This is a genomic window from Sulfurimonas sp. HSL3-7, assembly GCF_039645985.1.
GTDB classification, from domain to species: Bacteria; Campylobacterota; Campylobacteria; order Campylobacterales; family Sulfurimonadaceae; genus Sulfonitrofixus; species Sulfonitrofixus jiaomeiensis.
Window position 1 is genome coordinate 170,044 of record NZ_CP147919.1, and the last position, 25,067, is coordinate 195,110.

Annotated in this window: 26 protein-coding genes and 6 tRNA genes; 14 read left to right on the forward strand and 18 right to left on the reverse strand. The window is 52.5% G+C overall.

The window, feature by feature from the left end; all coding sequences use genetic code 11:
• Positions 1 to 6: 6 nt before the first annotated feature.
• A complete protein-coding gene (gene amrB, locus WCY20_RS00825; protein WP_345976316.1) occupies positions 7 to 813 on the forward strand; it encodes an AmmeMemoRadiSam system protein B in 807 nt (268 codons plus the stop codon).
• 105 nt (positions 814 to 918) lie between these two features.
• The gene (locus WCY20_RS00830) at positions 919 to 1,470 is read left to right on the forward strand and encodes a PhnA domain-containing protein (RefSeq protein ID WP_345976317.1); all 552 of its coding nucleotides are present in this window, start codon (positions 919 to 921) and stop codon (positions 1,468 to 1,470) included.
• A 95-nt stretch (positions 1,471 to 1,565) separates the two neighbouring features.
• Here WCY20_RS00830 and ald read toward each other — a convergent pair whose 3' ends face one another.
• The gene (gene ald, locus WCY20_RS00835) at positions 1,566 to 2,675 is read right to left on the reverse strand and encodes an alanine dehydrogenase (protein WP_345976319.1); all 1,110 of its coding nucleotides are present in this window, start codon (positions 2,673 to 2,675) and stop codon (positions 1,566 to 1,568) included.
• 136 nt (positions 2,676 to 2,811) lie between these two features.
• Between ald and WCY20_RS00840 the strand changes: the two genes are divergently transcribed.
• Positions 2,812 to 3,594 (forward strand): alpha/beta hydrolase, encoded by a 783-nt coding sequence (locus WCY20_RS00840; protein WP_345976321.1) that lies wholly within the window; start codon positions 2,812 to 2,814, stop codon positions 3,592 to 3,594.
• A gap of 17 nt (positions 3,595 to 3,611) precedes the next feature.
• Here WCY20_RS00840 and WCY20_RS00845 read toward each other — a convergent pair whose 3' ends face one another.
• The 6 genes from WCY20_RS00845 to WCY20_RS00870 are packed head-to-tail and all read right to left on the reverse strand — an operon-like array spanning position 3,612 to position 7,934.
• Entirely contained in the window at positions 3,612 to 4,340 is a 729-nt protein-coding gene (locus WCY20_RS00845; protein ID WP_345976322.1) for an MBL fold metallo-hydrolase, read from the reverse strand.
• 31 nt (positions 4,341 to 4,371) lie between these two features.
• Positions 4,372 to 4,899, reverse strand: a complete 528-nt coding sequence (locus WCY20_RS00850; RefSeq protein ID WP_345976324.1) for a permease — start codon at positions 4,897 to 4,899, stop codon at positions 4,372 to 4,374.
• A complete protein-coding gene (locus WCY20_RS00855; protein ID WP_345976326.1) occupies positions 4,896 to 5,330 on the reverse strand; it encodes a permease in 435 nt (144 codons plus the stop codon). Before WCY20_RS00855 ends, WCY20_RS00850 begins: the two co-directional genes overlap by 4 nt.
• Before the next feature lie 52 nt (positions 5,331 to 5,382).
• Complete coding sequence (locus WCY20_RS00860; RefSeq protein WP_345976328.1) at positions 5,383 to 5,949, reverse strand: uracil-DNA glycosylase; 567 nt, start codon at positions 5,947 to 5,949, stop codon at positions 5,383 to 5,385.
• Positions 5,950 to 5,974: 25 nt separating this feature from the next.
• Positions 5,975 to 7,675: a ferrous iron transporter B gene (locus WCY20_RS00865; protein ID WP_345976330.1), complete on the reverse strand. Its 1,701-nt coding sequence runs from the start codon at positions 7,673 to 7,675 to the stop codon at positions 5,975 to 5,977.
• A gap of 19 nt (positions 7,676 to 7,694) precedes the next feature.
• Entirely contained in the window at positions 7,695 to 7,934 is a 240-nt protein-coding gene (locus tag WCY20_RS00870) for a FeoA family protein (RefSeq protein ID WP_345976331.1), read from the reverse strand.
• A gap of 115 nt (positions 7,935 to 8,049) precedes the next feature.
• On the opposite strand from WCY20_RS00870, the gene WCY20_RS00875 reads away from it, so the two are divergent.
• Entirely contained in the window at positions 8,050 to 8,781 is a 732-nt protein-coding gene (locus tag WCY20_RS00875) for a ZIP family metal transporter (RefSeq protein ID WP_345976333.1), read from the forward strand.
• Positions 8,782 to 8,810: 29 nt separating this feature from the next.
• On the forward strand, positions 8,811 to 9,491 hold the full coding sequence (locus WCY20_RS00880; protein WP_345976334.1) for a class I SAM-dependent methyltransferase: 681 nt from the start codon (positions 8,811 to 8,813) through the stop codon (positions 9,489 to 9,491).
• On the opposite strand, the gene WCY20_RS00885 is transcribed toward WCY20_RS00880, so the two are convergent.
• From WCY20_RS00885 to WCY20_RS00915, 7 genes are all read right to left on the reverse strand, one after another.
• Positions 9,459 to 10,538 carry an ABC transporter permease gene (locus WCY20_RS00885; RefSeq protein WP_345976336.1) on the reverse strand — a complete coding sequence of 360 codons (1,080 nt, stop codon included), beginning with the start codon at positions 10,536 to 10,538 and terminating at the stop codon, positions 9,459 to 9,461. The genes WCY20_RS00880 and WCY20_RS00885 overlap by 33 nt on opposite strands.
• Complete coding sequence (locus WCY20_RS00890) at positions 10,535 to 11,647, reverse strand: ABC transporter permease (RefSeq protein WP_345976338.1); 1,113 nt, start codon at positions 11,645 to 11,647, stop codon at positions 10,535 to 10,537. The genes WCY20_RS00885 and WCY20_RS00890 overlap by 4 nt, the downstream gene beginning before the upstream one ends.
• On the reverse strand, positions 11,644 to 13,317 hold the full coding sequence (locus tag WCY20_RS00895) for an ATP-binding cassette domain-containing protein (protein WP_345976340.1): 1,674 nt from the start codon (positions 13,315 to 13,317) through the stop codon (positions 11,644 to 11,646). The genes WCY20_RS00890 and WCY20_RS00895 overlap by 4 nt, the downstream gene beginning before the upstream one ends.
• Positions 13,298 to 14,452 (reverse strand): HlyD family efflux transporter periplasmic adaptor subunit, encoded by a 1,155-nt coding sequence (locus WCY20_RS00900; protein WP_345976342.1) that lies wholly within the window; start codon positions 14,450 to 14,452, stop codon positions 13,298 to 13,300. The genes WCY20_RS00895 and WCY20_RS00900 overlap by 20 nt, the downstream gene beginning before the upstream one ends.
• Complete coding sequence (locus WCY20_RS00905; protein ID WP_345976344.1) at positions 14,449 to 15,780, reverse strand: TolC family protein; 1,332 nt, start codon at positions 15,778 to 15,780, stop codon at positions 14,449 to 14,451. The genes WCY20_RS00900 and WCY20_RS00905 overlap by 4 nt, the downstream gene beginning before the upstream one ends.
• An 85-nt stretch (positions 15,781 to 15,865) precedes the next feature.
• A complete protein-coding gene (locus WCY20_RS00910; protein WP_345976346.1) occupies positions 15,866 to 16,348 on the reverse strand; it encodes a hypothetical protein in 483 nt (160 codons plus the stop codon).
• An 86-nt stretch (positions 16,349 to 16,434) separates the two neighbouring features.
• On the reverse strand, positions 16,435 to 17,385 hold the full coding sequence (locus WCY20_RS00915; protein WP_345976348.1) for an MBL fold metallo-hydrolase: 951 nt from the start codon (positions 17,383 to 17,385) through the stop codon (positions 16,435 to 16,437).
• A 147-nt stretch (positions 17,386 to 17,532) separates the two neighbouring features.
• Between WCY20_RS00915 and WCY20_RS00920 the strand changes: the two genes are divergently transcribed.
• The 8 genes from WCY20_RS00920 (at position 17,533) to WCY20_RS00955 (ending at position 22,309) form a co-directional block, all read left to right on the forward strand.
• Positions 17,533 to 18,348: a ZIP family metal transporter gene (locus WCY20_RS00920; protein ID WP_345976349.1), complete on the forward strand. Its 816-nt coding sequence runs from the start codon at positions 17,533 to 17,535 to the stop codon at positions 18,346 to 18,348.
• A gap of 129 nt (positions 18,349 to 18,477) precedes the next feature.
• Positions 18,478 to 19,212, forward strand: coding sequence for a DUF434 domain-containing protein (locus WCY20_RS00925; protein WP_345976350.1), 735 nt, complete (start codon positions 18,478 to 18,480; stop codon positions 19,210 to 19,212).
• 78 nt (positions 19,213 to 19,290) lie between these two features.
• Positions 19,291 to 20,316 (forward strand): AmmeMemoRadiSam system radical SAM enzyme, encoded by a 1,026-nt coding sequence (gene amrS, locus WCY20_RS00930; protein ID WP_345976351.1) that lies wholly within the window; start codon positions 19,291 to 19,293, stop codon positions 20,314 to 20,316.
• A gap of 162 nt (positions 20,317 to 20,478) precedes the next feature.
• A tRNA-Thr gene (locus WCY20_RS00935) sits at positions 20,479 to 20,555 on the forward strand.
• A gap of 30 nt (positions 20,556 to 20,585) precedes the next feature.
• A tRNA-Tyr gene (locus WCY20_RS00940) sits at positions 20,586 to 20,670 on the forward strand.
• Between the two features lie 250 nt (positions 20,671 to 20,920).
• Positions 20,921 to 21,310 carry a hypothetical protein gene (locus tag WCY20_RS00945; protein WP_345976352.1) on the forward strand — a complete coding sequence of 130 codons (390 nt, stop codon included), beginning with the start codon at positions 20,921 to 20,923 and terminating at the stop codon, positions 21,308 to 21,310.
• Between the two features lie 158 nt (positions 21,311 to 21,468).
• Complete coding sequence (gene queF, locus WCY20_RS00950; RefSeq protein WP_345976354.1) at positions 21,469 to 21,945, forward strand: preQ(1) synthase; 477 nt, start codon at positions 21,469 to 21,471, stop codon at positions 21,943 to 21,945.
• Between the two features lie 43 nt (positions 21,946 to 21,988).
• A complete protein-coding gene (locus WCY20_RS00955; RefSeq protein ID WP_345976356.1) occupies positions 21,989 to 22,309 on the forward strand; it encodes a hypothetical protein in 321 nt (106 codons plus the stop codon).
• Positions 22,310 to 22,720: 411 nt separating this feature from the next.
• Here the strand turns inward: WCY20_RS00955 and WCY20_RS00960 are convergent.
• From WCY20_RS00960 to WCY20_RS00975, 4 genes are all read right to left on the reverse strand, one after another.
• Positions 22,721 to 22,809, reverse strand: a tRNA-Ser gene (locus WCY20_RS00960).
• A 24-nt stretch (positions 22,810 to 22,833) separates the two neighbouring features.
• Positions 22,834 to 22,907 (reverse strand) — tRNA-Cys (locus tag WCY20_RS00965).
• Between the two features lie 7 nt (positions 22,908 to 22,914).
• Positions 22,915 to 23,001, reverse strand: a tRNA-Leu gene (locus WCY20_RS00970).
• A 70-nt stretch (positions 23,002 to 23,071) separates the two neighbouring features.
• Positions 23,072 to 23,146, reverse strand: a tRNA-Gly gene (locus WCY20_RS00975).
• Positions 23,147 to 23,297: 151 nt separating this feature from the next.
• Between WCY20_RS00975 and ilvD the strand changes: the two genes are divergently transcribed.
• Positions 23,298 to 24,983: a dihydroxy-acid dehydratase gene (gene ilvD, locus WCY20_RS00980; RefSeq protein WP_345976358.1), complete on the forward strand. Its 1,686-nt coding sequence runs from the start codon at positions 23,298 to 23,300 to the stop codon at positions 24,981 to 24,983.
• Positions 24,984 to 25,067: the final 84 nt, after the last annotated feature.

Consider the following 25,067-nt stretch of genomic DNA (forward strand, 5'->3'; position numbering starts at 1 on the left):
GATTTTATGAGTATTAGAGAGAATGCTGTAGCCGGGTCGTTCTACCCGGCATCATGCAGTGAGATAGAGCGCTATATTGCCCATTTCAATACGGTTTTGGATGAGAATAAGTTTAAAAGCGAAGCGGTTGAATTAGCCCCGAAAGCCATCATTGTTCCGCATGCAGGGTATATCTACAGCGGTTTTACGGCCAATGTCGCCTACAGAAGCGCCGCGCAAAAGAGAGCAGGGGTCAAACGCGTTGTCGTGATCGGACCGAGTCATAGGGTCTATATTGACGGTGCCTCTGTCGCCCTCTTTGACCGTTACGATTCCCCTTGCGGCGAGATGAAGATCGATCTCTCTTTGAGCAAGGCACTAAAAGAGCGTTTCGGCTTTCTCCACTTTGCACCGGAGGCCCACCGTGAACATTCAACAGAGGTCCAGGTGCCTTTCCTACAGCACTACTTTCCCCGTGCAGAGCTTGTCGAGATCGTCTATGGCGACCTCGATGACAGAGCGCTCTCGACGCTTATCGACCAGGTACTCGAAGATGAGGAGACCCTGGTCGTCATCAGTACCGACCTGAGCCACTTTCATACCAAAGAGGTAGCACAGCACCTTGACAGTCTCTGCATACAGGGTATGGCCGATCTTAAAAAAGCCGAATTCGAAAGCGGCTGCGAAGCCTGCGGGATGATCGGTGTCAAAGCGGTGGTTGACGCTGCGAACAGGGCCGGTCTGCAAAGCCAGGTGCTGGACTATCGCACCAGTGCCGATGCCACTGACGATGAGCAGAGCGTCGTGGGCTATGTCTCCTGCCTGATCGGGTGACCCCGTCGCTCTTTTAAAATCAACGTAGTATAATACGCCAAAATTTATTCAGTGCATTTTTGAGGTTCGTTTTTGGGTTTCAGAAGTGCTCTCAAAGGAAACGATATGAGTATAGATAAGGTCCTGATGGAACGAAGCGGCGGTGTCTGCGAACTGTGCGGCTCAAGCGAGAACCTGAGCGAGTTTACCGTTGCGCCTAAAGATGAGAAGATCCTCGTCTGTGGTACCTGCAGTGAACAGCTCAACGATGCGGATAAGGTAGACCCCAACCACTGGCGTTGTCTGAATGACAGTATGTGGTCGGTTGAGCCGGCAGTCCAGGTTGTTGTCTACCGAATGCTCAATGCCCTCAAAGCAGAAGGTTGGCCGCAGGATCTTCTGGACCAGATGTATATGGAGCCGGAAGTGATCGAGTGGGCACAAGAGGGTATGGCGGATGAAAGCCGTGAGCCGACGAAAGACAGCAACGGCACTATCCTGGAGCAGGGCGACAGTGTTACCATCATCAAAGACCTTGAAGTGAAGGGCGCCGGTTTTACGGCAAAACGCGGGACCGTCGTCAAGAACATCGCTTTGACGGACAACCCGGAACAGATCGAAGGGCGTGTCAACGGCACCCGTATTGTACTGCTCTCAAAATTCCTCAAAAAGATGTAACCCCCGGCTCTCAGCAGCCGAGATTGACCGCAAGGCGTTCTAGCGCCTTGCCAAGATACCTGAAAATTTCCCGACCCTTTTCCTTTTAAACATGATCAGAGCAGTGTTTCGAGCGCTTCATATTTCAGGCCGAGCGTTTCGGCGACGGCGCGGTTGGTGACCGCACCCTTGAAGAGGTTGACCCCGAGCGCGAGTGACGGGTCCTTCGCAATCGCATTTAGACTTCCTTCCTTGGCCAGTTTACGCATATAGGGAAAGGTGGCATTGGTCAGCGCGACCGAGGCGGTCTTCGGATAGGCTCCCGGCATGTTGGCCACGCAGTAGTGAAGCACGCCCTCTTCGATGAAAACCGGGTCGGTATGGGTCGTCGGCCGCGAGGCTTCGGAGCTGCCGCCCTGATCAATAGGTATATCGACGAGAACGGCCCCTTTTTTCATCTGACGCAGCATCTCCCGGGTGATCAGCTTCGGCGCGGTCGCTCCCCCGTGGATCAGCACCGTGCTGATCACGATGTCGGTCTTCTGCAGCAGCCCGCGGAGCACTTCGGGCGAGTAGACGGCTGTCTTGACGCCGGGAAGCACTCTCTGAAGCTGTTCGAGTTTGGGTGTGGAACGGTTCACAACGGTCACATCCGCGCCCATGCCGGCGGCTGTTTTTGCCGCATTGAAACCGGCATTGCCGGCGCCGATGACCAGAAGTTTCGCCGGGGCTACGCCGACGGCACCGCCTATCAGTACCCCCTCACCGCCCTGGTATCGGCTGAGGTGGTGGGCCGCGACCGAAGGGCCCATCTTACCGGCTATCTCGCTCATCGGTTTGAGCAGCGGCAGCTCTCTGCCCGAGGCGACGGTCTCGTAGGCGATGGCGCAGACCTTTTTTTCGGCCAGTACCGCGACCAGCTCCGGTAGCGGTGCAAGATGGAGGTAGCAGAAGAGGGTATGGCGTTCATCCAGAAGTCCGTACTCGCTCGGCTGCGGCTCTTTGACCTTGACGATCAAAGTTGCGCGGCCGTAGAGCACTTTGGGGCCGCTTACGATCTCCGCGCCGGCCTCGCGGTAGAGTGCATCGCTGAAGCCGCTTCCTTCTCCGGCGCCGCTCTCGACAAGGACACTGTGCCCCTCCCCGACAAGGGTCGCGACATTGAAAGGTGTCGCACCGACACGGAACTCGTCTGTTTTCACCTCTTTAGGTATGCCGACTGTCATCTTCTCTCCTTATGCTGCATAACTTTCTCGTCTGTCTGTTAATAATACTTCATAATATCTTACATCTGATAGAGAGGGGAAGCGGCGGTTTTCAAAAAGGTTGATATCCGGCGGGACAATAGGGCATAATGGTCTTATGAAGATCCCGAAAAGCGGCAGGATGATGTTCTCGATAATAGCGATACCGGTGATCGCCTACGGAGCGATCTGTCTTCTCTTTTATATGTTTCAGCGCCAGATGCTCTATTACCCGACGCCCGAGGTAAATGTCCCGGGTGTGGCGCACATCATACTCGACAGAGGGAAGGTGCGCATCAAGGTCTGGACCATTAACACAGGCAGGCAGAAGGCGCTGATCTATTTCGGGGGCAATGCCGAGAACGTCGCCTACAACATCGATGATTTCAGGACGCTCTTCCCCGACCGTACTGTCTACCTCGTCAACTACCGCGGTTACGGCGGCAGCAGCGGATCGCCTAGCGAAAAGGGGTTCCAGAGAGATGCCCTGCTGGCGTATGACCACTTCTCCAAATACCACAGCGCGGTTTCGGTGATGGGACGAAGCGTGGGTGCGGCGGTCGCGACCTATCTGGCCTCGCAGCGCCGCGTAGAAAAGCTTGTCCTTATCACCCCTTTCGACAGCGCCGTGAGTGTCGGCAGAAAGATCTACCCGTTTTTGCCGATGGGATTGATTGTGCAGGAGAAGCTGGATGCGGCAGCTATGGCAGGGAAGATCACCGCAGCGACACTGATCGTAGCTGCAGCTGATGATGAGATCATCCCCTACGAGAACACCCGTAACCTGGCAGAGGCTTTTACCGGGGTGCGTCCGGAATTTGTCTCACTCAGCGGGGTGGGGCACAACACCGTGCAGCTGCACCCCGACTACAAGAAGCAGATCTCCTCGTTTTTGCAGTAGCCGTTCGGCAGGTCAGACTACTCCATTGTGATAACGCGGCCGAGACCGCCTTTGATACAGCGCTCTGAAAACGTCTCCTGAAACAGCTCTATCGCCCTTTCACCGCTGCAGTGGGTCGGGCAGAGATAATCGATCTTCATCTTTTTGAGTTCATCTATGACGTTCAGGATCTGCGTCTCTTCTTCCTGCACAAGATGAAATCCGCCGACCAGAAGGGCTATCTTTTTGTTCAGCATCGCCTGCGCTTTTGCTGCGATCGCGACGATACCGCTGTGGGCACAACCGGTAACGATGATCAGCCCCGCATCGCTGTCGATGACGATAGCTTGTTCTGTTATGTCATCGCCCATCATCCCGGTTGAATAAAGGTCATCACCTATAAGGGTTTCTTTCTCTCCGATAACCGTAACGCTTCTGACCATCGATCTCAGATCACGGACATAACGTTTCGAGAGCGAGTCGGGGGCGATGATGTCGACATTAGGATTCAGTTCGATGAGGGAGTCGACGCCGCCTATATGGTCCCAGTGATGATGTGATAGAAAAAGGGTGTCGATCTTTTTGATACTTTTGTTCAGCTTATTCATATTTTCCAGAAGCACTCTTCCGTTGCTTCCGGTGTCAAAGAGAATGGTCTTTTTCGGGGTCTCGATATAACAGGAGAAACCCCATAATGTCTTCAGTCCGTCTAAAAAAAGGTAGTTGTCAAAAACGATGCTAAGTGTTATGCCGCCGCTCTTCATCATGGCAGATCACTCCTTTTGTCAATGTATATATTCAGAGGTGTGTCCTGTTTTTTGATGCCATTTTATCGGCGAGCAGACCCTGAATCCATGCGCCCAGCAGAATATAGAAGATCAATACCAGGGTAAATGCAATGCCGAAATAGCCGACCATGACCGGCAGCCAGGGCAGCTTGATGGCACGCGCGTATAAAAAGGCGATAATCAGCCCGTCGCGCGCATTATGGTCTCGCAGTTCGCTGAGCATCGGGTACCAGATATAACCCGGCCCGTGGCTGATAACACCGCCTGCCAGCGCGAAAAACCATCCCTTGAGACCGCTCTCTCTTCCCAGATGTTTGGCAATGCTTTTGGGCTTGATAAAGGTGTTCAGCAGGGCCATCAGAAAAAAGACGATCAACAGGATCGGCGCGATCATTTTGAGTACACCGAGGCTTTTGCCGAGTGCAGCGCGTGCTGTAGAGGCGTCTAAAAATGCGGTGACACCATAGAGGATGATCGTAACACCCAGTAGGATCCACCCGCTGAGGTTTGCCGGTTTGGAACGCTGCTCCTTTTTCATGAGAGTGCCCCCAAGGTCGCTGCGGCAGCGAAGGCGATCAGAAGGGCAAAGAGAATGCTGAGAAGGTTGCGAACGACGGTGAAACGGCCGCCGAAAAGGGCCCACTCAAGCGGCAGCTGTGTGATGCCGAGCGTCACCCAGGCCAGGATGAATGCAGTGACGGCAGAGAGCGAAATGCCCTCTTTGAGCAGTTCGCCGCCGATAATGTAGCTCAAAAACGGCTGTCCGACGGAGACTCCGCCGACGAGCGTACCGGCAAGGGTGTCATGCAGCACGTCGCCGTTAAAGAGGGCATGGAGCATCTGCGGGGTGACAGCGGCCTGAAAGAGCCCGACAAGCCCGAAAACGGCAAGCAGCATCGGCAAGAGGGTATAGAGCGATTTGAACGATCCGGCAAGGGCCTCTCTGAAACGTTTCGATAGCGGCGGCATGAACTCTCCTTTGTGACATTGTATCGCAGATGCACAGCAGAGGCAGAGAAGATTACCTGTAATCTGCAAGCACTCCTTTCAACTTGCGATAATTTTTTATCAACACGGCTTTCATAGAGTGATTATAGAGTACGGCGGCCGGATGCTGCAGAGGGATGATCTTTTTATTTCCGGCTGAAAAGACAGTGCCGCAAATTTTGTGAAACTCCGGTTTGGACGGCAGTGCAATGGCATACTTCTCAAAGATATATCGGATAGCATAATAGCCCATCGGCGCCAATACCTCCGGGTTGATCAGTTCTATCTCTTTGTCGAGGTAGTGGCTGCAGCTTTCGATCTCGTCCTGTTTCGGCCTTCTGCATTTTGGAAGCATGCATTTGACCAGATTTGTCATGTAGATCTCTTTTCGGTCGATACCGGCCGTCTCCAACAGTTCATCCAGCACTTTTCCCGAAGGGCCGATAAACATTCTCCCTTCCCTATCCTCATTCTCTCCGGGGGCCTGGGCGATCAGCATGAGTTTGGCATGCGGATCGCCCTCGCCGCAAAGCGCGTTTATTCTACTCTCGGAGAGCCTGCATTTTGTACACCGTTTTACCGCAACGTTTAGATCATTCATCTTCATGGCAACAGCTCTTTCCGCATTACAGCAGCGCATTCAGAATGCTTCCGACCAGCAGGGTGGAGACCACCATAATGGCGGTGGCTTTGATCAGGTCTTTGGCCCCCAGCTCTTTGAACAGAACGACAAAGGTCGCAACGCAGGGAAAGTACATGGTCAGTACGACGCTGGCGACGATAAGCTGACCCATATCCAGCCCGAGCGGCAGCAGCATACCCACGGCTACATCTTTTCTCAGAAAACCGACGATCAGAGAGGCGACCGCTTCCTTCGGGAGCCCCAACATGCCGACGATGACAGGAGAGGCCGCCTCGCTGATCCATCCGATGATCCCGAAAACATACAAAATGTTGACGATGAGCACCCCAAGCAGTACAAAGGGGATCGCCTCGCGTAAAAACCCCCGCATCCGCATCCACAGTTTTTTTGAAAGGCTGCCAAAATAGGGGACCCGATAGGGCGGGATCTCCATAAAGGTCTCGGGCGTTTCGCCTTTGATCCCTCTGTTGAGCAGAAAACCCAGCGCAAGCCAGACAATAAAAAGCGTGAGAAAATAGATGCCCAACCCCTTGATGCCGTAGGGTCCCAACAGGGCAAATACCATGGAGGTCTGCGCCATACAGGGTACGGCTATGGCCATCAGGGTCGCCGCAATAAAACGCTGTTTCCTGGTTTCGAGTATTCGGGTGCTGAGTGCGCCCGGAACATTGCAGCCGAATCCAAGAAGCGTCGGAATGATTGCCAGTCCGTGCATCCCGAGTTTGTGCAAAACCGCATCGACCAGTGTCGCCAGCCTCGGGAGGTAGCCGCTGTCCTCCATCACCCCCAGGACAAGGTAGAAGGCAAAGATATAGGGCAGGACCATGGCAAAAGGGACATAGAGGCCGGTCGTGAGCAGACCCATCGACTGGACATAATCGATCTTCCCCTCTATCAGGGTACCGATCAGGATATCATGGATAATGCCGCCGCGGCCGAGCATCTCACTCAAGTTGTTTATCACGGGAAGATAGAGTTTAAACAGAGGATCGAAGAGATAGGTTATCAGATTTTCGCCGACAAAGCGGACCGTCCAAAAGACAAAGGCCAGGATGAAGAGTGTCATCGGGATTCCCGTCAGCGGTTTGACGCTCATATCCTCAAGGTTTTCCAAAAAGGTGTGTTTTTTCAGGGTCACCTTCTGTACTTTGCTGACGATCCTGCCGATCTCTCCCCATCGGGCCTCTTCGCTGTAGCTGTTGGTATGGCTCCTTGCCTCGCGAAGCCTTGAGACCAGCGCTTTGATGCCCACCCCGGTCACGGCAACCGCCGGCACAACCGGGACATCCAGATGGGCCTCAAGTTTTTCGGCATCGATCCGAATACCCAGATGGCGTATCTCATCCCAAAAATTGAGGACCACGACAACGGGAATATTGCGCTCCAGAAGCTGCAGTGTCAGATAGAGGTTGCGCTCCAGGTTGGTCGCATCCACCACATTGATGACGATATCCTCCTCTTCGAGCATGCCTACCGCGACCTCTTCAGCCTTTGATGTCGGCTCCAGCGTATAGGTCCCCGGTACGTCGATCACCTCTACGGTTCGGTCATCAAGCTTCATCTCCCCTTTTTTGAATTCGATCGTCGTGCCCGGATAGTTGGAGATAATGACATCCACGCCGGTCAGCCTTGAGAAAAGGGCCGATTTTCCGACGTTTGGATTTCCCATCAGAAGTATTCTCATCTTCGGATACCTTTCTGTGCTATTGGGCTTTCAATGGCTCTACGACGATTTTCTTTGCCATCTCCATGCCGATGGTCGCTTCGGTATTGCCGATCGCGATGACGACGGGACCGTGAAAAGGCTCTGCGGTGATCTTCCTGATGGTCTTTCCGGCCCTGATGTTAAGCGAAGCGAGTTTTTTACGAAACTCTTCTCCTCCTTTGAGTTTTGTTATGGTCGCTTCTTTTCCTGATTCCAGGTCAAAGAGTGTCGTTTCCATGCTTTCCTCTTAAGAGTTGGTGTATATTGATTGTACTATAGTTGAGTATAAGAAAGATGAAACCGATGGCAAAGATCCGTTTCAGATAAAAAGCAGGAGGCGGGAGGAGAAGCGTATGGAAAACAGTTTTTGGACCGCCTTGGGAGCCAGCTCGCTGGCCGCAGCGGTAACAACTGCCGGCATCTATACGATACGCCGGTTTGAGGGATGGGGGAGACGCAACAGCATCTACTTTATCTGTTTTGCGGCGGGCGTACTGATCTCTGTCTCTTTTCTGCATATTATTCCAAAATCCTTCGAAATGAACCCGAATGCACCGGTATTTCTGCTTATCGGGTTTTTAGGCATGCACCTCTTCAACCGTTTTGTGACCGCCTTTGTCTGCGAGAAGAGACCCGAAGGTGACTGCGGTATCGGACTGACCCCTATGCTGGGCATCGGTATTCACTCCTTTATCGACGGGTTTATCTACTCCATCACCTTTACCGTCAGTATATTTACGGGTGTACTGGCTGCGACAGGCATGGTGCTGCATGAGTTCCCCGAAGGGATCATCACCTACCTTCTGCTCCTGCGCGGGGGTTTTCGAGAGAGAACAGGGCTGCTGCTTGCTTTTTTCGCCGCAGCCCTGACGACACCGCTGGGGATGCTCGTCTCCTATCCTTTTATAAGCCGGATAGACAAGCCTCTTCTCGGGATTCTGCTCTCGCTTTCTGCCGGGGCTCTGGTCTACGTCGGTGCGACGCACCTTCTGCCCCAGGCGGAAAAGGAGCATGCGCGGTTCAGCTTCATCGCTTTGGGGGCAGGCATCATGGTGGCGGTTCTGATCATTTTGTCCAAGCAGTGAAGAGCGATCGTTTAAAAAGGAGTGTGAATATGCCGAAGATAGAACCGTTTGAGAGGTTTCCGAACGCGTATGAAGCGTGGTTTGACAAACATTTAACGCTCTATGACGCCGAGATCGAGGCGATCAGAACATTGCTGCCCCCTTTTAAAAAGGGGATAGAGATCGGTGTCGGAAGCGGACGGTTCGCCCTGCCGTTCGGCATCACGACGGGGGTCGAGCCTTCGGCAAAAATGGCGGAGCTTGCCCGCTTTAAAGGGATCGAGGTGATCGAAGGTATCGCCGAAGCGCTGCCGGTCGGAGACGAAAGCTTTGACTTCGTGCTGATGGTGACGACGATCTGTTTTGTCGACGACCCGCTGCTGAGCCTGCAGGAGATCCACCGTATACTCAAACCTAAGGGATACGTGATCATCGGTTTTGTGGACAGGGATTCGGCCCTGGGGCAGCAGTATGAAAAAAACCGCGAAGAGAGCCGTTTTTACCGCGAAGCCCGCTTCTACAGCGCGGATGAGGTTGCCGGACTGTTGAAAAAGGCGGGTTTTTCCGGGATCGCCTCTGCCCAGACCCTTTTCGGAGAGAGTCTGGAAGAGATGGAGACCGGCGTAAAAAAGGGTTCCAGCGAAGGGGCCTTTGTCGCTATCCGTGCCCGCAAGGGGAGATCATCGCGGTCTCTATGCTCAAAAGAGCTTTCCGATCTTTCTGAAGCCTAAGAGAAAAAAGAGGCTGCCCACCCCGATCACCCCGGCAAAATAGGGGAGAAGGTCGATGAAGGGGGTCCCTCTGAAAAAGATGCTTTCGCTCCCTTCGATGTAGTAGCGAAGCGGGGAGAACAGGGAGAGGTACTGCATAAACGGCTGCATGGCATGGACGGGTGTCCATGCCCCGCTTAAAAAGATAAGCGGCATCATGATCACGATGGAGAACTGGCCTACCTGTACCGTGTTCTGGGAGACGCTGGCCACAAAAAGACCGATGCCGGCACTGGTAAAGGCGTAAAAAAAGGTCAGCAGGAAAAAGGTCCAGAGCGAACCGTTAAGCGGCATGTCAAAAGCGCCGAAGAGCACGATACCGACACTCAGCATGACACCGAGCATGATGATGAACACCTGCGAAAGGCTTTTCGCCAGTATGGTCAGTTTCGGGTTGACCGGCATCAGCAGCATCATATCCCAGGTGCCGCTCTCTTTCTCCTTGACAAAGACAACGGCGGTGAGGATGACGCTTAAAAGGGTGATGACGGAGAGGAGTTCGGTCAGTGCCATAAAGTAGGCATTGGTCGTGTTCTGGTTGAAGAGCTTGTGTGTTTTGATTTCGAGCGGAATATCGATGGCGTTTACATCGAAGATGATGTTCTGCAGGTAGCTCAGGGCCATAAAACTCTGTGCTGCCGCGGTGGAGTCCAGCAGTACATCGATATGGGGGTGCCGTCCTTTAAGATACTCTTTTTCGAAATCGCTTGCGAAGATGATCCCCAGCATGATCTCCTTGTTGTAGATCGCCCGGTTGAGCTCTTTTTGTGATCGGTAAAACAGAGGCGTTTTGAATTCAGGCTGGTGCAGACGGGTGATGATCTTTTTGCTCAGTACCCCTTCGCTTCTGTCCACGACCCCGACACTGACATTTTTTGCATCGATCACAATACCGTTGCCGGCTATATAGATGTCCGCCGTAAAGACAAGGACCACGACGGCGGCCAGTCCGTAAGAGCGTACGAAGAGCAGCAGCTCCTTACCAACGATCGCAAAGAAGCTTTTCATCTGATCTCCTTTTTCAGGAAATGGTGCCCGAGGGAGAAGAGCGTCAGCGCATAAAGCAGCAGAATGACGAGGTAGAGAAGGATCTTGGGCGAACTGAAACCCTGGCCGATCAGGAAGGTGTCGTAGATGATGTGGTTGTAGTACATCACCGGGTAGAGGTGCGCTTCGATATAGGATGCGCTTTCCATGGAGGAGATCGGCATCAGCATGCCCGAATAGAGAAATCCGGGGATGATCGTAATGACCACCGTCAAGACGATGGCAACGATCTGGGTCGATGCGATGATGGAGACCAGCAGACCGATGGAGAGGCTGATCAGGATATAGATCTCGGAGGTGAGCCAATAGAGCAGGAAACTGCCGCGAAACGGCAGATCAAAGAGATAAGTGGCCCACAGAAACAGGATAAAGATGTTGACGGAGTGCAGCAGTATGACCGGGATCAGCTTGGCGGCCAGAAACTCGCTTTTTCCGACCGGTGACGCATAGAAGTTGAAAATGGTCCCGTCCTCCTTCTCTTTGACGATCAGCAGTGCCGATAGAATCGCAGGGGCGACGAGGAGGACCAGCCCGATGATCCCCGGTATGATCATGTCCTGTGCACGCATCGCCTGGTTGAAGAGGTTGCGGTTGTTGATGGTGATAAGACTGCCGGCTGCCTCGGGGGCGGTTTCCATGGCCATATCAAGGACGACGCCCCGGACATAGGCTTCGAGGGTATTGGCCCGGGTCGGAAAGGCCGCGTCGATGAAGACGCCGATCTCGCTTTTTACCCCTTTGAGCAGGTTTTTCTCGAAGGATTCTGGGATGATGACGATGAGGTCCGTTTCGGCCTTCTTGATGCGATCCAACGCCTCCCTCTCGCTGATATTGAGGAGTTCGGTATCAAAATATTTTGAATGCTCGAACTTCGAAACAAGCTTTTCCGCCAAAGGGGTGTTGTCGTAATTGAGGATGACGGTCCGGCTGTGCACCACCTCCATCGTGATGCCGTTGCCGAAGAGGATCATGATCAGACTCGGCATCAGATAGATCATTACAAAGATACGGGAGCGGAAGAGGTCTTTGAACTCTTTAAGCAGATAGGCCTTTAAAATAGTGAACCTCATTGGTAATACTCCAGAAAGATCTCCTCGAAATTCTTTGCTTTGGGGTGCATCCGGTAGAGCTCTTCCAGACGCTCGTCCGCCACTTTTCTCCCTTCTTTCAAAAGCACTACCCTGTCGCAGTACTCCGCCTCGCTCATATAGTGCGTCGTAATAAGAATGGCGATTTTCCACTTCTGTTTCAGCTCTTTGAGCAGTTCCCAGAACTGCCCCCTGGCCATAGCGTCGACGCCGGATGTCGGTTCGTCGAGGAAGAGGACCACCGGCTCGTGCATGATGGCGGCCGCGATGGAAAAGCGCTGGTTGATGCCGAGCGGAATATCCTTCGGCATTTCGTCGAGATAGTCGGTAAAACCGAGTTCACGGGCATATTTGCCGATAAGCTCGCCCGTCTTCGCGACCGGTATCTTATGCATGGCGGCGAAGTAGGCAAGATTTTCGCGGACGCTCATATCCCGGTAGAGTGCAAAGTGCTGGCTGACATAGCCGATCTTGCTTTTTAGCTTTTGGCGCTCCCTGTCGCTTTTCACACGTCCGCCGAGGAGGTAGAGCTCGCCGTCGTCGACCGGCAAAAGTCCCAGAAGCATCTTGATAAAGGTGGTCTTTCCCGCACCGTTGGCGCCCAGCAGCCCCAGTATCTCCCCCTGTCTCAGCACCATGTCGATATGGTCGTTCGCGGTAAAATCGCCGAAGGTCTTGGTCAGCCCTTTCGACTCCATCACGATCTTGGGCGGATCCTCTTCGCGCTGCCTGGGTGATATGGAGAGCTGCGGGAACGTTCTCCTCTTTTTCAGGGCATTGACAAAAAAGAGCGCCTCCAGGCCGGGCTGCGCATGGTTTGCATCTATCCTCTCCAGAGAGTAGCTTCGGTTCTGGACATTCAGCGCTGTATTTTTCTCCGTTTTTTCATAGGTATAGGGGCGGGCACTTTCAAGCAGCTGCGCAACGCTTCCCTTGGCAATAATCTCTCCCTCGTCGAAAAGCAGGACACCGTCCATCTTTGCAGCTTCCTGCATATAGGCCGTACTGACCAGGATGATGGTCCCCTCCTGCGTTCTGATCTCATCAAGTATCTTCCACAGCTCTATACGGCTTAACGGGTCCACGCCGGTCGTCGGTTCGTCAAGGATCAGCAGCTTTGGGCGGTGGATCAATGTACAGATAAGCGAGAGTTTCTGCATCATGCCGCCGCTGAGGTCTCCCGCACGTCTCTCCCCGAACTTCTCCAGTCCGGCCATCTGGAGCAGACGGTTTTTATAGGCGGTGAACCACGGCTCTTTTTTCACGCTTCTGATGTCGGCAAAAAAGTCCAGATGTTCGTTGGCCGTAAGGTTCTTATAGAGCACCAGTCCGATCCCCTGCGGCATGAAACCGATCTTCTCTTTGATCTTCTCGGCCTCCGGGGGCGAACGGTAGCTATGCCCCTGAAATGTTACGCTCCCTTCAAAGCGTTTTACCCCGGCGATTGCGTACATCAACGAGCTTTTGCCGGCACCGTCGGCCCCTATAAAGCCGATGATCTGACCGCGCCCGGCTTCAAAGCCGGCACGGCCTATGGCACGACTTTTCTTGTAGTAGACGCTGAGATCGTCGACGGAGAGGTCAGCCATCATGCTTCTCTCTCCTGCAAGCAGACCGATATGACGGCGGTTCTCATAGCGGGGGCAGCTCATCCAGGCTTTCGGGGAGCCCGTTGCCGTCTGTGGAGATGACGCCGATGGCCGGGATGCCGAGTTTCAGCAGGGGATCGGGTCTCTCCGGTTTGAGATCAACGGCAAAGACCCGCTGGATCCTGTCGCTCCTGACGCTGACCTCTTTTGGCGTAAACTCCGCTTTCTGGGCGATCCTGACCACTTTGGCCGCGAAGGGGGTGTCGGGATAGGTATCTAAAAAGATGAGGGCTTTGTCACCGAGTTTGAGTTTTCCGTTTTGCATCGTATCGACAAAGATCTTCAAATAGAGCTTGTTCGGATCGATCAGCGAGGCCACCGGCATGCCGGCACCGACCACCTCGCCGGCCTCTGCTGTCCTGTCTACGACAAAACCGTCGATCGGGGAGGTGAGCGTCATCTCCGCAAGCATCGCCTCGGCCTCGCTTCGGGCGGCCTTGGCCGCTTTCAGGCGGTCCTCATCGGCTTTGAGCTTCTCCCTGTATATCTCTATCTTCAGCAGCGCGGTTTTGGCATCTTTAGTGTTCAGCGAGGCGATCTTCGCACTGCTTTGCGCCTGGTCCAGTTTCTGCTGCTGGGCGTGCAGCTGTTTGCGGCCGCTCTCATATTTGAGTTTGGACAATTCGACCTTGTGCTGTTCAAGGAGCTTCGCTTCATACATCGTCTGAAAACGCCGGTAATCTTTTTCATCCTGTTTCACGGTCAGTTTCAGGCTTTCGATGGCAGCCGTAAGCTCGGCGATCTGTGCCTCTGCTATCGTATAAGACTTATAGGCTTTTTGTACACTGTTAGGCAGGGTCCGCTCAAGCATCTCCAGCTCTTTTCGGCCGGCATTGAGCGCACTTTGGAGTGCCTGCTGTTGTGCCGTCGCCTGGGCTACTCTCGCCTGCATCTCTCTGCTTCCGAGACGTGCGACGATATCACCTTTTTTGACCCGGCTGCCGTCTTCCACCCTTATCTCCTCGATGCGTCCGGGATATTTGGCGTTCAGGAGTATCAGGTCCCCGTCGATCCTGCCTGCAGACTCTATCAGGTTCTCGGGTAGCTCTTTCGGGTTGAGTTTCTGGTAGATGAAAAAAAGTGCGACACTCCCCAGCAGTGCCAGCACCCCGATAACGATATAGTTTTTAAACTTCACTCTTCTCTCCTGATCTTTTCTGACTCTCGCCGAACCGGGTAGAGTGCATCCTGAAAGGTCTGCACGTCGACCTGCAGCAGCATGTGCGCATACGCGCCATAGGCACGCGCCTGTGCAGCTGCAAGGGATGAACGGGCGGCTGCCAGCGAGGAGACGGCGCGGCTGAGCCGGTCGGCATCGGTGAGCTGATTGTCAAACTCGCCTTTAATAAAAGCATAGTAGGCCTGCCTTGCTTTGACCTGGGCCTTCTGGGCTTCGAGCTGGCTCTTCAACGATACAAAATTGAGGTAGCTCTCCTTTATCTCTTTTTTGATCTCCTCTTCATACGAGGTTATCATCCATCGGACCGAGAGTTCCTCCTCTCTGGCCGCTTCAACGGCGTATTTGCTTTTGAACCCCCCGAACAGGTTGTAGTTGATCGTGAATCCCGCGGCACTGCGGTCTTTGTTGGTGTAGCCGTCGCCGTCGAGCCGCCAGTCATCACCGTGCTGCGCCAGTTGCGCATAGAGGGTGACGGTAGGATAGTAGTCGCTTTTTTCCAGTTCGACACGGCTCTGCTGCATTGCAAGTATCTTTTTTAAGGCCTGAAGATCGGGGCGCTTTTGCAGTGCCATCGTCAGCAGCGCCTCTTCGCTGAGATCTTGGTATTGCGGCAGTGCCGACACCTCGGAGATCGTACTGTCAGCCAAAAAGGAGAGGGTGTTCAGTGCGATCCGGTACTGGTTCCTGGCCCGGATAACTGCGCTTTCGATCGCATGATAGCTCGCCTCAATGCGGTAGAGCTCGGAAGGCGGTGCCATGCCCTGCTCAAACATCCCTTTTGCCTTCTCATAACTCTTTTTTATCGCGTCGAGCGCCTCTTCCTGCGCCGATTGGAACTGCTCGGCTGCCACGGCCGTGGCATAGGCGTTGATCGTGCCGAGATAGAGATTTCGTCTTACGTCTTCGGCTTCGAGCAGGCTGCGCTGCATGGCAGATTTTGCCATATCGATTGCCGAGCTTGCCGCGAAGCCGGTAAAGAGCGGGTAGGTGAGTCTGAGAGCCCCGTCATACTGGTTCTGCGACTGGATCTGGACCTCTGCAGTAGGGGCTCCGGGAGTAGAAAGATAGACGACCGGTTTTTCGAAGAGGTAGGTGGCCGAATAGAGGGCATCAAGAGAGGGGTAGTTGGCTGACTGCTGGGATGCGTATCGTGCTGTTGAGGCTCTGCTCTTCTGTTCGGCGGTCTTGAGCTGGGGATTGGTATCGACCAGCTGCATGATCTCGCCAAGTGTCTGCGCCTGCGCCGCAGTCAATGTGAAGAGTATGACAAAAAGAGTGGTTCTCACTCGCATCTCCTTTGAGGGTTCTGTTCTATCGCAACAGAGGGGGACAGTGCAGGCAAAAGGTCCGTCACTTCGGAAATCTCTGCTCTTACTGTGTCGGCGGGAAACCTATCATCTCGTATTCATACATCTTCTCTATCGAGAAGATGTCTTTATTCCTGACGGCAGCAAGAAACTGCTCCCTGGCGGCAGGGTTCTCGTTGCGGAACCAGATCTGCCCGTCCTCTATGAGTTCGTCGATAGGCCCGATCTTTCCCTTTATTGCCGCGGTTTTGATGATATGCAGGGTTATGGCATGAATGATGTCGCAGGCTTCACCGCCCTTGTGCCCGAGGTCTTCGGGGTGGGCTCCGTGGATAATAAGTGTCGCTGCGATCTCTTTCAGAAGATCTTCTTTGTCCCACTGCATATCCAGGATCGCAACATAAAGTTTTTCTGCGATCCTTTTCAAGGCGCTTTTTCCCTCTTCGTCAGGGGTATTGGCATCGAATCCTTCTTCGAGCATCTCGTCAATGGTCGTTAGATTATTTGAAGCAACAGCCGAAAACCACTTCTCTCTTCTCTTTCCCATATCATGATCCTTTTTATATAATCTGACGTAATTAAAGTGTACCTTATTTTAAGCAACAAAGGCAAGTGTGACAATTAGGGGTATCCCTATAATTTCTCGATGAAACAGTCCCTGTCGAGATGATAGACGTCAAAATCTTCGGCGATAAACAGCTTTCCCTCATAGCAGTGTTTTATCTCATCGTAGATCATTTTGACATCCAGGGGACTCTCTTTGTTATAGCGAGGGTCGATGTGGTTGGCAATGAGATTTTTGACGCCTCTGCTTTGGAGCGCCTCGCCGAGCTCCATGGCGGTGGTGTGGAGCACTTTCCTGACCAGTTTATCGTACACTGCCTGCGTGTAGGTGCACTCGTGTACCAGCAGGTCGAGGTCTTCGAGATAATCGTCCAGGACGGCAGGTGTGCTGTTGTCGCCGGCGATGATGAGGGAACGCCCGATGACCGGCTTGAGCATGTACTCGGAGGGTTCGAGCTCTTTGCCCTCGAACCGTACGTTTTCTCCCCGCTTGAGTTCGCCGTAGAGCGGCGAGGGCTCCAGTCCGAGCGCTCTGAGCTTCGCTTCGTTTAGTCGGTCGGTGATGTCGTGCTCTTTGATATAGAAGGCGACACTCTCTTTGGAGTGGACAAGGGGAAGTACTTTGAGTGTGAACCGATCAAAGAGAAAGCTCTCTCCGGCTCGGTACTCGATAATCTCGAGTCGATAGCCGAGATGCGTCTCCGATAGATCCATCGCACACTCCAGAAACGCTCTGATCCCCTGCGGTCCGTAGATGGTCAGCGGAGCCGTTATGCCGTCGAGCTTTTTCGTCGCCAAAAGTCCCGGCAGACCGAAGTAGTGGTCTCCGTGCAGGTGGGTGATAAAGACGGTGCCGAGGCGTCCGAAGGAGAGTTGGCTTTTCATGATCTGGCGCTGGGTCCCCTCGCCGCAGTCGAAGAGATACCACATGCTCTCCTGCTCGAGTGTGAGACCGAGCGCGGAGACGTTGCGCTCGCTGGTCGGTTTTCCGGCGCTTGTACCCAGAAATGTCAGCGTCATCTCTTCTCCTTTTTGCTGGTGATTCTATTTTAGCACAGATGGCCCGGCCTCATGACGGAAACGGATCGTAGGAAGATCCCGAAGAGGTTGAAAATCACCGTCAAAAGAGGCTATACTGGAGGATTATCTACCTAAAAAGGGAACGGGATGCAGACTCAATGGCTACTTGAATATCATCCGGTACTGCTGGCGCTCTTTGCGGCACTTTTCACATGGGCCATGACGGCGATGGGGGCTTCGATGGTCTTTTTCTTTAAGACCATCAATGCCAAAGTGCTCAACAGCATGCTCGGTTTTGCGGCGGGGGTGATGATCGCTGCAAGCTTCTGGTCGCTTCTGGAACCTGCGATAGCGATGTCGGAAGCAAGAGGAGAGAGTGGGTGGTTTCCTGCCGCTGTCGGCTTTCTGGCCGGAGGCGCTTTTCTGTTTTTGATCGATAAGATCCTGCCGCACCTGCATTTGGGTCTTCCGATCAGTCAAAAAGAGGGCATAAAGACATCGTGGGAACGGAGCGTACTGTTGGTGCTGGCGGTTACCCTGCACAATATTCCCGAAGGGCTGGCGGTAGGCATCGCATTCGGGGCATTGGCGGACAATTTTGATACCGGGGTGCTCGGCGCCGCTATCGCCCTTGCTATCGGTATCGGCATACAGAACTTTCCCGAAGGCGCCGCCATCTCCATTCCGTTGCGGCGCGAAGGTTTTTCACGGTTCAAAGGGTTCTGGTACGGGCAGCTTTCCGGTGCCGTTGAACCGGTCGCCGCGGTCATCGGCGCCTACATGGTCATGACCATAACCCCGCTGCTACCCTATGCGCTCTCTTTTGCGGCGGGAGCGATGATCTTTGTGGTCGTCGAAGAGCTGATCCCGGAATCGCAGATCGGGAATGAGACCGATCTCTCCACGATCGGGGCGATGGTTGGGTTCGCCGTGATGATGGTGCTGGATGTTGCTTTCGGGTGATTTTCAACTCCATCAACACACATATACGACACAGGGAATTTCCCCGTTTTACCGACGTTTTAGAGCACTTTATAACGCTCTGTGAGTAGATATGTTAGTATCAAGAATCTACGTTTTGGAGCCGGAACCATGCCTGAAAGACACCGCGGTCCCCATCCGCAAGATGCCAAATGTTTTGGCGAAGTGCAGTTAGCCAGACTTAAAACGGCTGCCGGCGAACTCGCATGGCTTTTGAGCCGGGGTTATTCGATGGGGGCGTCGAACGAGCTTGTCGGCGACCATCATCAGCTGACCTCCCGGCAGCGGCTGGCCATAGCACGCGTCGTCTGTGCAGAGGAACAGGTCGAAGAACGGCAGGCAAAGCAGGTGCCGCTTTCCCTTTTAAAAGAGAAAACGGTGATCATAGACGGCTTCAACCTGCTTATCACCATCGAGACTGCTCTTGGCGGCGGCGCGATCTTCAACTGTCTGGATGGTTGCTGTCGGGATCTTTCTGCGGTATACGGCAGTTACAAGATCGTGGCAGAGACAAGGCAGGCTATAACGCTCATCGGCAGAACGCTGGAGCAGAGTTCGCCTCAAAAGGTGGTATGGCTCTTTGACCGGCCTGTCTCCAACAGCGGCAGGGTGGCGGAAGTGGTACGCGAGCTTGGCGAAGAACACAACTGGCCCTTTGAAGCGGAGACCACCGACAGTACGGATGCCCTGCTGAGTCGAAGCAGCGATGTTGTCATCAGCTGCGACTCGGCGATACTGGAGCAGGCAAAAAGCTGGTGCAACCTGGCCTGCGAAACGATCACACGGCAGATACCTGAAGCTTGGACCATTGACCTGACAGGCAAGCAGCATAGAGGCCCAGAGTAGTTTATTTATTTTTAGTTGATATAAGATTTTCTGGAGTATTATAAATAATTATCGGGCATTTCTTACAAGGAGAACAACATGGCAGAAACAGCATGGTTAAGTAAAAAACTCCCCAGCGGCAAGGTCCTCTGTGAGGCCTGCGCCCAGGCGTGCAAGCTCGGTGAAGGCGAATACGGCATCTGCGGTGTAAGGAAGGTCGAGAACGGCGAGCTCCACCTGCTCGTCTACGGGCTTGCGGCCGCCGTCAACGTTGATCCGGTCGAGAAGAAGCCGATGTTCCACTTCTTGCCCAAAAGCAAGGCCTTCTCCCTGGGAACGGTAGGGTGCAACTTCTCCTGTACCTTCTGTCAGAACTACGACATCTCCCAGTTTCCCAAAGAGCATGATCACCAGATCGTCGGCCATGAGATGCCGCCGGAGCGTATCGTCGAGCTGGCCCTGGAGTACGGCTGCGATTCCATTGCCTACACTTACAACGAGCCGGTCGTTTTTTTCGAGTACACTTACGATACGGCCAAGCTGGCGCATGAGAAGGGGCTCAAGAACATCTACGTCACCAGCGGTTTCGAGACCAGCAAGGCGATCGACCTGCTTGCCCCCTATGTCGACGGCATGAACATCGACATCAAGGGGTTTACCGAGGAGTTCTACCACGAGATCTGCGGCGGACGGCTCAAACCGGTGCTTAACGCAGTCAAGCATGCTCACGACAAAGGGATCTGGGTAGAGATCACGACCCTGCTTATCCCGGGCAAGAACGACTCCGACGAAGAGATCAGGGGGATCGCAAAATTCATCGCGGATGTTGACCCTGCCATCCCCTGGCACCTCTCCGCTTTCCATCCGACCTACAAGATGCTCGACGTCCCCCGTACGCCGACGTCAACCCTGCTGAGGGCTTACAAGATCGGTCAGGAAGAGGGGCTCAAATATATCTATGTCGGTAACGTCGACGATGAGGATCACGAGTCGACCTACTGTCCGGGCTGCAAAAAAAGGGTCATCGACCGCAGCGGTACCATCGGCCAGTACGTCACCAACGAGCTCGATGAAAACGGCACCTGCCCGTATTGCGGCTATGTGCTTGAAGGGGTATGGCATTAGGATTCCCGGGGGAATACTTTAAGATATAGCAGCGCGTGATGTTTTTCCCATCTCCACCGCATTTAACCCGTTGGTGTCCTATATCGGAAAATTTTCAATATTTTCCTCCGATTTAACTACTTTTGATGAGAAGCTCTCTATACTTGCGCTCCGATTTCAGATGCCGACATAGCTCAGTTGGCTAGAGCAGCTGATTTGTAATCAGCAGGCCCGGGGTTCAAATCCTCGTGTCGGCACCATCGATTTCGGATCTTTTTAACACAACAGACGGTGAGATAGTCAAGTGGCCAACGACGGCAGACTGTAAATCTGCTCCCTATGGGTTCCCAGGTTCGACTCCTGGTCTCACCACCATTACCTTTTAAAAATTATTCCTACAAAACGTAATGTTACTAAAGAGTGACAACTATAAATCCTACCTGCGATCGGGACATCGTTTGGCTTCTTTGCCTTATTTTATAGAATCCTTTGATGTTCGGTTTGTTTTTTGCCTGATGTGATAAATTGAAAGGGTCATGTAATATAATTCGATAAAGATTATGGGCATAGAGAACAGTCGGTCGTTATAGCTATATCTTCGGAACTCTTTTTTTAGGTGTATATTATGAGTATCTTTGCTTTACAATCGCCGGCGGGCGGCTTTTTGGATGAAGACCTCGAACATTTTAATAAAACGTTTGATGACTGGTGTGTACAGTTTGATAACTACGAAGATGCCAGTACCATTGCGGAGAGCCTTGATGAAAGAAAGAGTGTCGAGATCGTTGAGATCACACCGCTGAGCTATCCGAAATATTTCTTTTCAGACCTACAAGGCAATATTCATGCAACACGGCAGGTCGATGACAAGATTATCTGTATTGTCGAGCCCTTTATGGGGTCAAATTTTCGCATCGCTGTCTGTGATTTGAAGACGAAGCGTGTGAAACTGATGCCGACGCGCTATAAAAGTGTCCTGAGTGTCGAAGGCGCTTTTGCGAATTTTACGAATTGATCTATTCTTTGTTCCTGATAGTTCAGCTGGCGCTTGTTTGATAAAGAAAGACGGGAAATACGATAAAATAATCTATTCGTCCAAAAAATAGTATATTCCAGTTTTTGAGAAGATCGAGTTTTTTGGAAAAGAGATCATAAATAAATTGACGGAAGACGATGAAACGAGAAGATGAAGTCAGCCAGCTTGGCTCGGAAACCACTCAGTACCACTATACTTATGCCCCTGAACTGTTGGAGACGTTTGTCAATGCTCATCAGGAGAATGACTACTGGGTCACGTTAAATGCCGATGAGTTTACCGCTCTGTGCCCCGTCACCAATCAGCCTGATTTTGGTACACTGATTATTAACTATATCCCTGACATCAAGATGGTTGAGAGCAAGTCCTTGAAGTTGTATCTTTTCAGTTTCATCAACAGCGGCGAATTTCATGAAGATGTCGTCAACAAGATAGGCAAAGACCTTGTGGCATTGATGGCACCGAAATATCTTGAAGTCATCGGTCTGTTTTACCCCCGCGGTAACATCAGCATACATCCCGCTTACAGCTACAGCAACGGTGAAGCGAAGTACGCAGAGATAGAACAATACCGGTTCATGAACCGAAATCTGAACCCGCAACGTATAGGATAATGCCATGACATTGACAAAAGTGCCCTTGCGGGAAGGATCCCACTTGGAGTATAGTTCTCGAGAGCTGCTTTTTCTTGCACACAGCGGTCAACCATACAGGGGTTCCGTTTACATCCAATTTACCTCCATAGGTGAGAGCTTTGATCTGCGTGATTTTAAAAAGTACATCACCTCACTAAGAGCAAAGACGTTTTATGCGGAAGATATCGCCAACGAAATCTACGCTGTCATCGACAGCAGTATCGCTACAAAACATCTTGGGGTCATCGTCGATCTGGCAGCCAGAGGCGGTATTCAGCAACGTGTGCGTTTCGGCACTGATTTTATCCCTACAAAAAAAGAAAACATCTTTCAAATTCGTTGAGACTATTGTATCAACCTGCCTCCCTGCGGGCATTCAAAGACAACAACGATGCCGCGTTGCAGCTTTTTGAAACCTGCCAGTCCATCTGCAGTGAAGCTTATAAACTGACCGCTCTGGATGACATAGTATTCAAGGATATTCCCGCTGATCTGTTCAATCGTAAGTAGGTTGAAGATATCACGTATTCAGTCCAGTGCGGTCTAGTAGATACTGTTTCGTTTTATAGTGCATTAAAACAGATTTTGCACCGTATTCAGGGGTGGATCGCGAGATGATGAAAAAGAGAAGGTCAGAGACGATAAAAGCCAGGATACCTTAGATTACGCTTAGCTACAGTTTTTGCTTATTTAAATGTACAGAAGTTATTAAAGATTGTATTTTGAGGATTTGTTTGGGGGTTATAAAAAATGGTGGTGGAGACCCAGGGATTCGAACCCTGGGAGGTGTGACCCTCGCCGGTTTTCAAGACCGGTGCATTCGACCAACTCTGCCAGATCTCCATATAAGTGTAACGTTAAAAAAAGTGGAGGTGCCACCCGGATTTGAACCGGGGATAGCAGCTTTGCAGGCTGCGGCCTTACCACTTGGCGATGGCACCATCTTGGTGGTGCCCGGAACCGGACTTGAACCGGTACAGTGTTACCACCGAGGGATTTTAAGTCCCTTGCGTCTACCAATTTCGCCATCCGGGCATCAATGCCAAATATACAACGAAAACACTTTATATAACTTCTTTTACAAAAAAACTATATAAAGTGTTTATGGAGCGGGAAACGAGGTTCGAACTCGCGACCCCAACCTTGGCAAGGTTGTGCTCTACCACTGAGCTATTCCCGCACTTTGTCGTTGTAGGGCGGAAGTATATCAAAAAATATTTTGCTTGTAAAGGGTTTTTTGTAAAAAATACAAATTTTTTTTCTAAAAGATGGAATAGGGCTTTGATTTTGCTATAATCGCGTTATTCATAAACTATATATAAGGGTATTCCATGCGCAGTGATACTATTAAACGCGGGTTCGACAAAACACCTCACCGTTCGCTTCTTCGTGCGACGGGACTGAAAGATGAAGATTTTGACAAGCCGTTCATCGGTGTAGCCAATTCGCACATCGACATTATCCCAGGCCACTTCTTTTTACAGGAGTACGGCCGTATCGTCAAAGAGGCGATCCGCGAAGCCGGCGGCGTGCCGTTCGAGTTCAACACGATCGGTGTTGATGACGGTATCGCGATGGGGCACGACGGGATGCTCTACTCTCTGCCGTCACGCGAATTGATCGCAGACTCTATCGAGACGGTGATGAACGCCCATAAGCTTGATGCGATGATCTGTATCCCAAACTGCGACAAGATCGTACCGGGTATGTTGATGGGCGCGCTCCGTGTGAACGTACCGACGATCTTCGTTTCGGGCGGTCCGATGCAGGCCGGCCATAAAAAAGACGGTACGCCGATCGACCTGGCGACAGCGTTTGAAGCGGTCGGTCAGCATGCCGAAGGGAATATGAGCGATGAAGAGCTTTATGAGATCGAGTGTGAGGCCTGCCCAAGCGGCGGTTCATGTTCGGGCATGTTCACCGCGAATTCAATGAACACCCTCTGCGAGGCGATGGGCGTAGCATTGCCGGGTAACGGCACGGTGCTTGCGATGACGCCAGAGCGTATCGCGATGGTCAAAGAGGCGGCCAAACGCATTGTCGAGATGGCAAAAAGCGAGGATCCGAAATGGAAGATGCGCAATATCCTGAACGAAGATGCGATCCATAACGCCTTTGTTATCGATATGGCGATGGGCGGTTCATCGAACACGGTGCTACACCTGCTCTCTATTGCCAAAGAGGCAGAGGTCGACTTCGACATCACAAACATCAATAAGATCGGTCAGCAGGTTGCGCATATCGCCAAGATCTCGCCGTCGCTCTCTACGGTGCATATGGATGACATCAACCGTGCAGGCGGTGTCAATGCGGTTATGAAAGAGGTGAGCAGACGTGGTGACGTTTTACGTACCAATGTTATGACGGTGACGGGTGAGACCCTGGCGGAACGCATCAAAGATGCCGAGATTAAAGACACCAGCATCATCCACACCAATGAGAACGCCTTCTCGCCGGTCGGCGGTCTCTCTATCCTCTTCGGAAACCTTGCTGAAGAGGGTGCGGTCGTCAAAACGGCCGGTATCGCACCGGGCATGCGTCAGTATAAAGGGACGGCAGTCTGCTTTAACTCGCAGCAGGAGGCGATCGCCGGGATCATGAGCCATAAAGTCAAAGCGGGCAATGTCGTTGTCATCCGCTACGAAGGGCCTAAAGGCGGACCGGGTATGCAGGAAATGCTGGCACCGACTTCGCTCATCATGGGGATGGGACTGGGCGAGAGTGTTGCGCTGATTACCGACGGCCGTTTCTCCGGTGCGACGCGCGGTGCAAGTATCGGTCACGTCAGCCCTGAAGCGGCAGAAGGCGGGATGATCGGGCTGATTGAAGACGGCGACGAGATCGAGATCGATGTCGATAGCCACCTGTTACAGCTCAATGTCGATGCCGAAGAGCTGGAACGCCGCCGCATTCACTTTACACCGGTCAAAAAAGAGATTCCGTCAAAATGGTTGAAACGCTACAGCCTGCTTGTCTCCAACGCCTCGAACGGTGCTGCTTTAAAAACTGAATTATAAATAGTGCCAGCTGGGTCTGCCCTTCGGGTATCGGCACATCTTGCACATAAGTTTAGTGCTCGGCGCAGAAGAGCCAACAGCTCA

Bases quoted from the DNA above. Each gene is read 5' to 3' on its own strand.
- WCY20_RS00875 (WP_345976333.1), top strand. From the start codon at position 8,050: ATGGAAAACAGTTTTTGGACCGCCTTGGGAGCCAGCTCGCTGGCCGCA.
- ilvD (WP_345976358.1), top strand. From the start codon at position 23,298: ATGCGCAGTGATACTATTAAACGCGGGTTCGACAAAACACCTCACCGT.
- amrS (WP_345976351.1), top strand. From the start codon at position 19,291: ATGGCAGAAACAGCATGGTTAAGTAAAAAACTCCCCAGCGGCAAGGTC.
- WCY20_RS00840 (WP_345976321.1), top strand. From the start codon at position 2,812: ATGAAGATCCCGAAAAGCGGCAGGATGATGTTCTCGATAATAGCGATA.
- WCY20_RS00865 (WP_345976330.1), bottom strand. From the start codon at position 7,675: ATGAGAATACTTCTGATGGGAAATCCAAACGTCGGAAAATCGGCCCTT.
- WCY20_RS00925 (WP_345976350.1), top strand. From the start codon at position 18,478: ATGCCTGAAAGACACCGCGGTCCCCATCCGCAAGATGCCAAATGTTTT.
- WCY20_RS00885 (WP_345976336.1), bottom strand. From the start codon at position 10,538: ATGAAAAGCTTCTTTGCGATCGTTGGTAAGGAGCTGCTGCTCTTCGTA.
- WCY20_RS00880 (WP_345976334.1), top strand. From the start codon at position 8,811: ATGCCGAAGATAGAACCGTTTGAGAGGTTTCCGAACGCGTATGAAGCG.
- WCY20_RS00945 (WP_345976352.1), top strand. From the start codon at position 20,921: ATGAGTATCTTTGCTTTACAATCGCCGGCGGGCGGCTTTTTGGATGAA.
- WCY20_RS00890 (WP_345976338.1), bottom strand. From the start codon at position 11,647: ATGAGGTTCACTATTTTAAAGGCCTATCTGCTTAAAGAGTTCAAAGAC.
- queF (WP_345976354.1), top strand. From the start codon at position 21,469: ATGAAACGAGAAGATGAAGTCAGCCAGCTTGGCTCGGAAACCACTCAG.
- WCY20_RS00850 (WP_345976324.1), bottom strand. From the start codon at position 4,899: ATGAAAAAGGAGCAGCGTTCCAAACCGGCAAACCTCAGCGGGTGGATC.
- amrB (WP_345976316.1), top strand. From the start codon at position 7: ATGAGTATTAGAGAGAATGCTGTAGCCGGGTCGTTCTACCCGGCATCA.
- WCY20_RS00860 (WP_345976328.1), bottom strand. From the start codon at position 5,949: ATGAATGATCTAAACGTTGCGGTAAAACGGTGTACAAAATGCAGGCTC.
- ald (WP_345976319.1), bottom strand. From the start codon at position 2,675: ATGACAGTCGGCATACCTAAAGAGGTGAAAACAGACGAGTTCCGTGTC.
- WCY20_RS00870 (WP_345976331.1), bottom strand. From the start codon at position 7,934: ATGGAAACGACACTCTTTGACCTGGAATCAGGAAAAGAAGCGACCATA.
- WCY20_RS00910 (WP_345976346.1), bottom strand. From the start codon at position 16,348: ATGGGAAAGAGAAGAGAGAAGTGGTTTTCGGCTGTTGCTTCAAATAAT.
- WCY20_RS00920 (WP_345976349.1), top strand. From the start codon at position 17,533: ATGCAGACTCAATGGCTACTTGAATATCATCCGGTACTGCTGGCGCTC.
- WCY20_RS00895 (WP_345976340.1), bottom strand. From the start codon at position 13,317: ATGAGCTGCCCCCGCTATGAGAACCGCCGTCATATCGGTCTGCTTGCA.
- WCY20_RS00855 (WP_345976326.1), bottom strand. From the start codon at position 5,330: ATGCCGCCGCTATCGAAACGTTTCAGAGAGGCCCTTGCCGGATCGTTC.
- WCY20_RS00830 (WP_345976317.1), top strand. From the start codon at position 919: ATGAGTATAGATAAGGTCCTGATGGAACGAAGCGGCGGTGTCTGCGAA.
- WCY20_RS00845 (WP_345976322.1), bottom strand. From the start codon at position 4,340: ATGATGAAGAGCGGCGGCATAACACTTAGCATCGTTTTTGACAACTAC.
- WCY20_RS00915 (WP_345976348.1), bottom strand. From the start codon at position 17,385: ATGACGCTGACATTTCTGGGTACAAGCGCCGGAAAACCGACCAGCGAG.